General features: G+C 49.5%; 8 protein-coding genes. All 8 read right to left on the bottom strand.

The window, feature by feature from the left end:
• Window positions 1-104 precede the first annotated feature (104 nt).
• Window positions 105-698 carry a type VI secretion system baseplate subunit TssF gene (locus EOJ37_RS13345; RefSeq protein ID WP_240651721.1) on the bottom strand — a complete coding sequence of 198 codons (594 nt, stop codon included), beginning with the start codon at window positions 696-698 and terminating at the stop codon, window positions 105-107.
• Between the two features lie 268 nt (window positions 699-966).
• Window positions 967-1,872 (bottom strand): hypothetical protein, encoded by a 906-nt coding sequence (locus EOJ37_RS13340; protein ID WP_127960392.1) that lies wholly within the window; start codon window positions 1,870-1,872, stop codon window positions 967-969.
• A 62-nt stretch (window positions 1,873-1,934) separates the two neighbouring features.
• Entirely contained in the window at window positions 1,935-2,648 is a 714-nt protein-coding gene (locus EOJ37_RS13335; RefSeq protein ID WP_127960391.1) for a hypothetical protein, read from the bottom strand.
• Between the two features lie 254 nt (window positions 2,649-2,902).
• Window positions 2,903-3,733 (bottom strand): hypothetical protein, encoded by an 831-nt coding sequence (locus tag EOJ37_RS13330; protein WP_127960390.1) that lies wholly within the window; start codon window positions 3,731-3,733, stop codon window positions 2,903-2,905.
• Between the two features lie 137 nt (window positions 3,734-3,870).
• On the bottom strand, window positions 3,871-4,701 hold the full coding sequence (locus EOJ37_RS13325) for a hypothetical protein (RefSeq protein WP_127960389.1): 831 nt from the start codon (window positions 4,699-4,701) through the stop codon (window positions 3,871-3,873).
• Between the two features lie 183 nt (window positions 4,702-4,884).
• Complete coding sequence (locus tag EOJ37_RS13320) at window positions 4,885-6,588, bottom strand: hypothetical protein (RefSeq protein ID WP_127960388.1); 1,704 nt, start codon at window positions 6,586-6,588, stop codon at window positions 4,885-4,887.
• Window positions 6,588-7,418, bottom strand: coding sequence for a DUF4123 domain-containing protein (locus EOJ37_RS13315; protein WP_127960387.1), 831 nt, complete (start codon window positions 7,416-7,418; stop codon window positions 6,588-6,590). The genes EOJ37_RS13320 and EOJ37_RS13315 overlap by 1 nt, the downstream gene beginning before the upstream one ends.
• The coding region (locus EOJ37_RS14525; RefSeq protein ID WP_420820639.1) for a bacteriophage T4 gp5 trimerisation domain-containing protein at window positions 7,415-8,007 on the bottom strand (593 nt) is incomplete at its 5' end. The genes EOJ37_RS14525 and EOJ37_RS13315, both read right to left, overlap by 4 nt.

Raw genomic sequence — 8,007 nt, 5'->3', positions numbered from 1 at the left:
TGAGTGGTGACAGTTATCGATTGAAGGACAAACGACGCTCAGGAGTGATATCTGAGTAAAGTAGTGGATCAATTTTGATTGATCGAATTTACCCTAAAAGTGGATCACTTTTCGGTGATCGTTGACACGCGGTTTTGCATCGCGCGATCGGATTTGCCACGGCTGTAGACGCTGTGCAGTTGAAACAGCATCGCGTTATCCGGCAGTGACAGCGGGTATTGGTGTTGCCCAGGGATAAACGCGCGTTTTTTCTGTTTGAGCGGTTGCAGATTGAGCATCGGTACACAGTGTGTCAGGAAGGTGTCAGCCAGTTGTTCCTGGCTGAGCGGCAGCACCCCGGTAAATACCAGCGTGAGCGCGAACTGTGTCGGCAGTGACGATACCGCACGGCGCAGATCGAGTTCGACGAAGGCGTGTGCGCTCGGCATCACTAGCTGTTCCACCAGTTGTTGCAGCGGCCAGTGTTCGCTGGGTTCGCTCGGCACCACTCGGTTTTCTGCGCTGAACGAGGGTAATGCCAGCACCGACGGCGGCACCGGCAGCAGTTGATCGTCAATCTGCAGCCACATGTGGCGTAGTGCCTGTTCCAGCCAGAGTTGCAGCGTGGCGTCCACGGTAGGATCCGCACTGAGGTAGAGCGCGATGCGTTCCGGCTGCCAGGGGGTTTCTTTACCGTGGTAGTGAAACTGTAGTGTCAGTTCACTGCGTTGTTCGGTAATAGCACGGCGAACTCACATTCCAATTATTTTTCTGGCAAGAACATGCCGTTATGTTCATCGTGAGTTCGCCGTGCTATTACGCTAAACAAACCAACTTAGAACATTAAACGAACGGCTATGGTTCTAAACAGGTTACATATGACTACATAACGACCTGGCTGGTTAAAATTAATGCAATCATGTGGTTGCCCTGGATGTTATCCTCCTCGGGCAGGGCGGTGAGTGACGCCTGCCCGAGGTTGCCGCATTAGCGGGTTAACACTATCTTGCCATGGATTAATGAGAAGTAGGGGGCGTAAGCCGGGATAAACGCTCCATCTTTATCTAAAAATTGCAAAGGAGAGTATCCACGCCGCTCTAATTTTACCAAACGACCATTATTAATACTGATTAGCTCATACTCTTCCCAGTTAATCGGTTTGGCTGTAGCTATATTAGGTAGGTCATCGGCCAACAAGGAGTCGAACCAACTGCCTGCTGGCAGCCCTTCCGCCGCCTCTTTTTCACTGAAGGAGAAATGCGCCATCTGCTGAATACCGGCCGCATCATGATTCAGCATCAGGCGCTGTAACGTCAGATAGGCTTGCTGCAATTTAGCCATATTCTCCGGCGTGGGCTGGAATGGTTCGGCTTTTGTCCAGGCCCATTCAGGGATACCGTTAATGGTGATATCACGCGTAATACGATAGAGAATGGTCTCTTCTTCTTCTCCCTCATGCACAGGAAATTGTCCCTGCAGCCCCCGATAATCGGGCGAGCGGAGACCGGTTGGACGCAGTTTATCATTGGACGTGGCGACCAACTTGGTAATTTCCCGCTCATCCTGTGGCGTGGCGGCAGTCAATCTTAGCTCACATTTGGCGTCCGCTGGGTAGGTCTCATCACCATCTAATGCCGCTAACCCTGTCACCTTGAGAACCAAACTATTTTTGCCATTTTCTAGGTAGGGGGTAATATTTACCCCGGAAGTGATAGGTCCTTTCTGAGCGGTATTACCAAAAGTTTTCACCTCATTCATATATGCGAAGCAGGTGGAATTGTAAGCAGTAAATGAAAGCAGATATTTAACCGGTGGCATTGTTGTTGCTCCTAATGCAGTGGTGGAAACCAACAGACTTAGGCCAGCGAATAATACCGTGTATTTTTTCATCATATCTTCCTGATGTTATCCTCCTCGGGCAGGGCGGTGAGCGACACCTGCCCGAGGTTGCTGCATTAGCGGGTTAACACTATCTTGCCATTGATTAATGAGAAGTAGGGGGCATAGCCAAAAATATATTTTCCCTCTTTATTCAGAAAGCCTAGTGGTGAGTTGCCTCTGCTCTCTAATTTGACTAAACGGTCATTATTGGTGCTAATCAACTTATACTCCTCCCAGTGAATTGGTTCGGCGGATATCATATGAGGAAGGCTCTCTCCCAACAGGGAATCGAACCAACTGCCCGCTTTTAATCCTTCCGCCGCCTCTTTTTCACTAAAAGAGAGGTGTGCCATCTGCTGAATACCGGCAGCATCATGATTCAGCATGAGACGCTGTAGTGTCAGGTAGGCCTGCTGTAATTTAGCCATATTCTCCGGGGTGGGCTGGAACGGTTCGGCCTTTGTCCAGGCCCATTCGGGGATACCGTTAATGGTGATATCACGCTTGATGCGATACAAGACGGTTTCTTCATCTTCCCCTTCATGTACCGGCAACTGCCCCTTATGACCTCGATAATCGGGCGAGTGGACACCGGTTGGCCGCAGTTTATCATTGGCCGTGGCCACCAGTTTGGTAATTTCCCGCTCATCCTGTGGCGTGGCGGCTGTCAATCTTAATTCACATTTGGCATCTGCCGGGTAGCTTTCATCGCCCTCTAGTGCCGCTAGCCCTACAGTTTCTATTGCAAGATTATTTTTACCGTTTTGCAGATAGGGAGTGATATTCATACCTGCTCCGATAGGTCCCTTTATGTCAAAATTATCAAATATCATCGCTCCATTTACATAGACCAGACAGATAGAGTTATAACTGCTAAAGGAAAGCAGATATTTAACCGGTGGCATTGTTGTTGCTCCTAATACAGTGGTGGAAAGCAACAGACTTAGGCCAGCGAATAATGCCGTGCATTTTTTCATCATATCTTCCTGATGTTATCCTCCTCGGGCAGGGCGGTGAGTGACGCCTGCCCGAGGTTGCCGCATTAGCGGGTTAACACTATCTTGCCATTGATCAATGAGAAGTAGGGGGCATAGCCAGAAACATATTTGCCCTCTTTATCTACCAACCTTAAAGGTGACTTTCCACTCTTGTCTAATTTAACTAAACGTCCATTATTGGTGCTAATCAGTTCATACTCCTCCCAGTGAATCGGACTGGCAGAAGCTATTTTGGGTAATCGTTCCTCGAACAGTGACTCATACCAACTGCCTGCTGGCAGCCCTTCCGCCGCCTCTTTTTCACTAAAGGAGAAATGCGCCATCTGCTGAATACCGGCCGCATCATGGTTAAGCATCAGGCGTTGTAACACCAGATAAGCCTGCTGCAGTTTCGCCATATTCTCAGCTGTGGGCTGGAATGGTTCAGCTTTTGTCCACGCCCATTCGGGGATACCGTTGATGGTGATATCACGTGTAATAAGATAGAGCATGGATTCTGCTTTTATCCCTTCACGTACTGGCAACTGCCCTTGCTGACCATGATAATCTGGCGAAGTGAGACCAGTGGGTCGCAGTTTATCATTGGCTGTGGTCACCAGTTTGGTAATTTCCTGCTCATCCTGTGGCGTGGCGGCAGTGATACGCAGTTCACATTTGGCATCTGCTGGATAATCCTCATCACCTTGCAGAGCAGCTAATCCTATCACCTCTATTGAAAGGCTATTTTTGCCATTTTGCAGATAGGGGGTGATATTCATACCTGCGCTGATAGGCCCTTTCATATCAAAATTATCGAAAGCTGTGAGCCCATTGACATAGGTGAAACAGACAGAATTATAACTGGTAAAGGAAAGTAGATATTTAACCGGTGGCATTGTTGTTGCTCCTAATACAGTGGTGGAAAGCAACAGACTTAGGCTAGCGAATAATGCCGTGCATTTTTTCATCATATCGTCCTGATGTTATCCCCCTAGGGCAGGGCGGTGAGTGACACCCGCCCGAGGTTGCCGCATTAGCGGGTTAACACAATCTTGCCATTGATTAATGAGAAGTAGGGGGCGTAGCCAAAAACAAACTTGCCATTTTTATCATAAAATCTCAGTGGTGAGTTTCCATGACTATCTAATTTGACCAAGCGACCATTACTGGCATTGATCAGTTTATAGTCCTGCCAGTTAATTGATTTAGCGGAAGCCATGTTTGGAACTTCATCTCCCAGTAGTGACTCATACCAACTGCCTGCTGGCAGCCCTTCCGCCGCCTCTTTTTCACTAAAGGAGAGGTGCGCCATCTGCTGAATACCGGCAGCATCATGATTCAGCATCAAGCGCTGTAACGTCAGATAGGCTTGTTGTAATTTAGCCATATTTTCCGGGGTGGGCTGGAATGGTTCGGCTTTTGTCCACGCCCATTCGGGGATACCGTTGATGGTGATATCACGCGTGATACGGTAAAGAATAATCTCTTCTTCTTGACCTTCACGTATCGGCAATTGCCCCTGCTGACCATGATAATCTGGCGAAGTGATGCCGGTGGGCCGCAGTTTATCATTGGATGTGGCCACCAGTTTGGTAATTTCCTGCTCATCCTGTGGCGTGGCGGCAGTGATACGCAGTTCACATTTGGCATCTGCTGGATAGGTCTCATCATCATCAAAAATATCTAAACCACCTACCAGTATAGAAAGGTTATTTTTACCGTTTTGCAGATAGGGGGTAACATTTGAGCCAGCAGTAAGCGGTCCCTTCTTGTCAAAATTATCAAACGCCCTTACCCCGTTGATATAGGCTAGGCAGACAGAGTTATAATTAGTAAAGGAAAGCAGATATTTAACCGGTGGCATTGTTGTTGCTCCTAATGCAGTGGTGGAAACCAGACCTAACCAACATAATAAAACCCCGCTTTTTTTCATATGGTGACTCGCTCCAGGTTGTGCCCCGTTCATCGGGGCAGGTATTGTTCTTACTGCTGATATAGCAAGCATATTGATTCACTAAATGGTACTGACATCTTATGACACGCCAGCTCACACCAACCACCCATTCTCGATAAAGGGTTTTAGATCTTCCTCAAGGCTACGATTATCTGGCTCTAGCTCTTTGCCTTGCCCACTGAGCGCAATCCGCCAACGGGACTGCTCTTTTTTAACCGGTGCCAGTATCAGCCACTTTCTTAATAGTTTCGCTTCCTCCGGGGTTTTCGCCGCTTGCGGTGCCACTATTTGGCTGGTAGTGCGACCAGTTATCACTCCTTTTGGGTTTTTTTCAACACTTTTTTCTTTCTTTTCCTCTAGCTTCGCACCTTCCCCATATCCCCAATCCCACCAATACGATACCTCAACGCCTTTATGGTAAAACACCAGGTAGACTGCTTCTGGCTTTGTCAGCAGGCCAAAGCAGCCGGTGGCGGTGGCTTGACCACCCATGGCGAAATACCCGTTTACAAACCCGATTTTGGCGCCGGTGCGCAGATTGCCGCCCGCGCTGATGGCCAGGGTGCCTTCCAGGGTATCATCCACTTCGTAGCTGATCTTTCGCTCTTCATTCAGGCTAAAGGCGAGTTTAACATCCAGTTTCCCTTCCACCACTAATTTCAGCTCAGCACCAAAATAGGCGCCATTGCCGCCCTTTTGGATTGTTTCTTCTCCGGCGGCTAAGGCAGCGCGCATTTCAGCCACAAAACGATCAATACCATAGGCCATGGCAAACGCCTGGATCAGATCAATGGTAAATTTAACACCAATCAGGGGTTCAAAACCAAGAGAGACACTGCCTTTAAGATAAGGTTGCTGCTCTTTTTTGGAGAAGTCTAATTCTGTTTCGGCTTTAACCGCCACACAGGGTGAGATAAATTCACAACTGAAAATGGGGTAAGGGTAGCGGCTGGTGCCACTGGTGAACAGCTTGCCCACGATGTTTAAGGTCTGCTCGGCCGTATCCAGCAGGGTGAACTGCTTTTTGTAGCGCACAAACTCTTTTTTGAGTTTATCGCTATTGGCATCAAGCGTCATACCGCCCCAAGCCCCGGACAAACTGCCGTTGAAGGTTAAGGCGCTGGCAACGCCGTATTTATGTGTGTATTTTTTCCAGCCATATTCCTCGTAATTATTCGGTGATGCTTTGTAAAACAACGCATGACGTTCAGCATCGCTGTACTGCTGTTCACCTTGTGAGCTGATTTCAACTTTGCCGGTGAGGGTGGCTTTGTAACGCGGGTAAACGGCGATCAGGCTATCACTGAGCAGGTGGCGCCCCGCGCCTTCAGCCGCATATCCGGTGGTTTCGACCGGGGGTTGTCCACCGCACTCACGCATTTGTATGCGGTAGTAGTGGGGCTGGAGTTTTTTTACATCCGGCATAATAGCCATCATCAACAGCGCGACGATATTGGCGGGGTTTGCCTTGGCTGAACCTTTCCACTCCCCTTCGAACTGCGCATAACGCAATAAATAAGTGCCGTCTCTTGACGAACCAATCGTCGTGCCCTCTTCGACATCAAACACTCGGACACTGGGGCACACCTCATCATACCCGCCAATACACCCTTTGCTGATCATCGTCACGTTGACCTTGGCACCGTTGCAATCGCTATCATGGGCAAAAATAGTTGGCAGTGGGTGGTTGGGGTAGCAACTGTAAGTGGGTGCGTCTTTAATATTGCTTTTGACATCGACCTTGCACAAACAGGTGTTGGGCAGATCACAGTCACAAACCGGTTTTCCTGCGGCCATTAGACTTCTCCTGTGGTTAAAAGGGGGATGGCACCCAGTTCATCAATCAGCAGTAATTCGGCGTTGAGTAAACCGGGGTTGTGGTAGTCTTCCAGGCGTGTTTTCATCGCCGTGGGGATGTCATCCAGGCAGGTATAGCCCCGGCTAACAAAAAGGTAGGCTAAGCCGCTGATCACACGGTCATCCGTGATCTCCATAGATTGCAGGTAGTAAAACAGTTCGTTAGCAAAGTGAACCCGTTGTGCTGACGGATGTCTGCCAGGAATCGCCTGCATCTGGGTGGCGAGTTTGGCAATGTAACGTTGTTCAACAGCCAGGGTGATCTGTTCCAACTGTCTGCTATCTAGGCTGAGCATTTTCTGCCGTGTCGTGGCATCGCGCGGGAAAGCCGCTCGTCGTTTGGCAAAATCGAGCGATTTTTCTACCCCTCCATGCACAGTGATTAGGGCCTGGATGGGGCCGAGGAAGTGGTGCAACTGCCAATCGGACAGTGTGTCGCACAATAGCTCAATATTGCGCGGATCATAAAAACGGAAAAAAACTGGCTTCGGCTGTTGCGGTAACTGCACCTGCAAATATTTACGTAAATGCTGACGCAGTGTTTTTAAATTGGCTTCACTCAGCAACCGGTAACCCCAATCGCTGTTGCGGCCTTGGAGCCACTGTTGCACCTCTGCGGTCACTTGTACCAGATAAGGTGCGACCTCTGCCAATTGGGCATCCAGCGGTTCAAGGTAGAGACAGCAGGCAGGCGGATCTAGCTGCTCCAGCATTGCCAGCGTCTCTTTTTCTGCTGCGCCATCAATCAATGCATAAGTGATCAGTGTCATGATGGCGTATCCTCAAGGCGTTTTTCTGGGCAGTGCGCAACAAAAGGCGCACCTTGAGCGGCGGCGGCGGCCAATACTTTCGGACTGTTGGGGAGCGCCAGTGTGCCCGGGCTGCCGCCTTTATTGACATTCACTACAGGCGCATTCAACTCAATGCTGCCGTTTTGTACGGTGATAAAGCTGCCGCCCGAGCGCAAGGTGATCTTGACATCACTGTCGATCACCAGTTCACGGTTGATTTTTAACCCAGCATAGCCCACCACCTGTTGCAGCCAGTCACCACTGATTTTTAACTCACTGTTACCCTCGGTTAACGCCACCAGGTTGCCGCCGGTTTTGTGATCTTGGTTACCTTCGACCGTCACTTTGCGATCGTTGGCGACCACCAGGGCATCGTCATGGCCGATGCTGGCGCTCCGGTCGTGATCGATACGTGTCTGCTGGTTATTTAACACCTCCAGATTCATATCCTTTTGCGCATGGACATAAACCTCTTCCAAGCCTTTGGCATCCTCAAAGCGCAGTTCGTTGAAGCCTTCGCCTTTGTGGGTTTGGGTGCGTAGCGTGGTGCGGGTTTTTTCCGCTGGCA

It is taken from the genome of Serratia microhaemolytica (genome assembly GCF_004011885.1).
Classification (GTDB): Bacteria; Pseudomonadota; Gammaproteobacteria; order Enterobacterales; family Enterobacteriaceae; genus Serratia_G; species Serratia_G microhaemolytica.
Note: the sequence above shows the minus strand (reverse complement) of the source record. Positions and strands in the feature narration are given on the sequence as shown.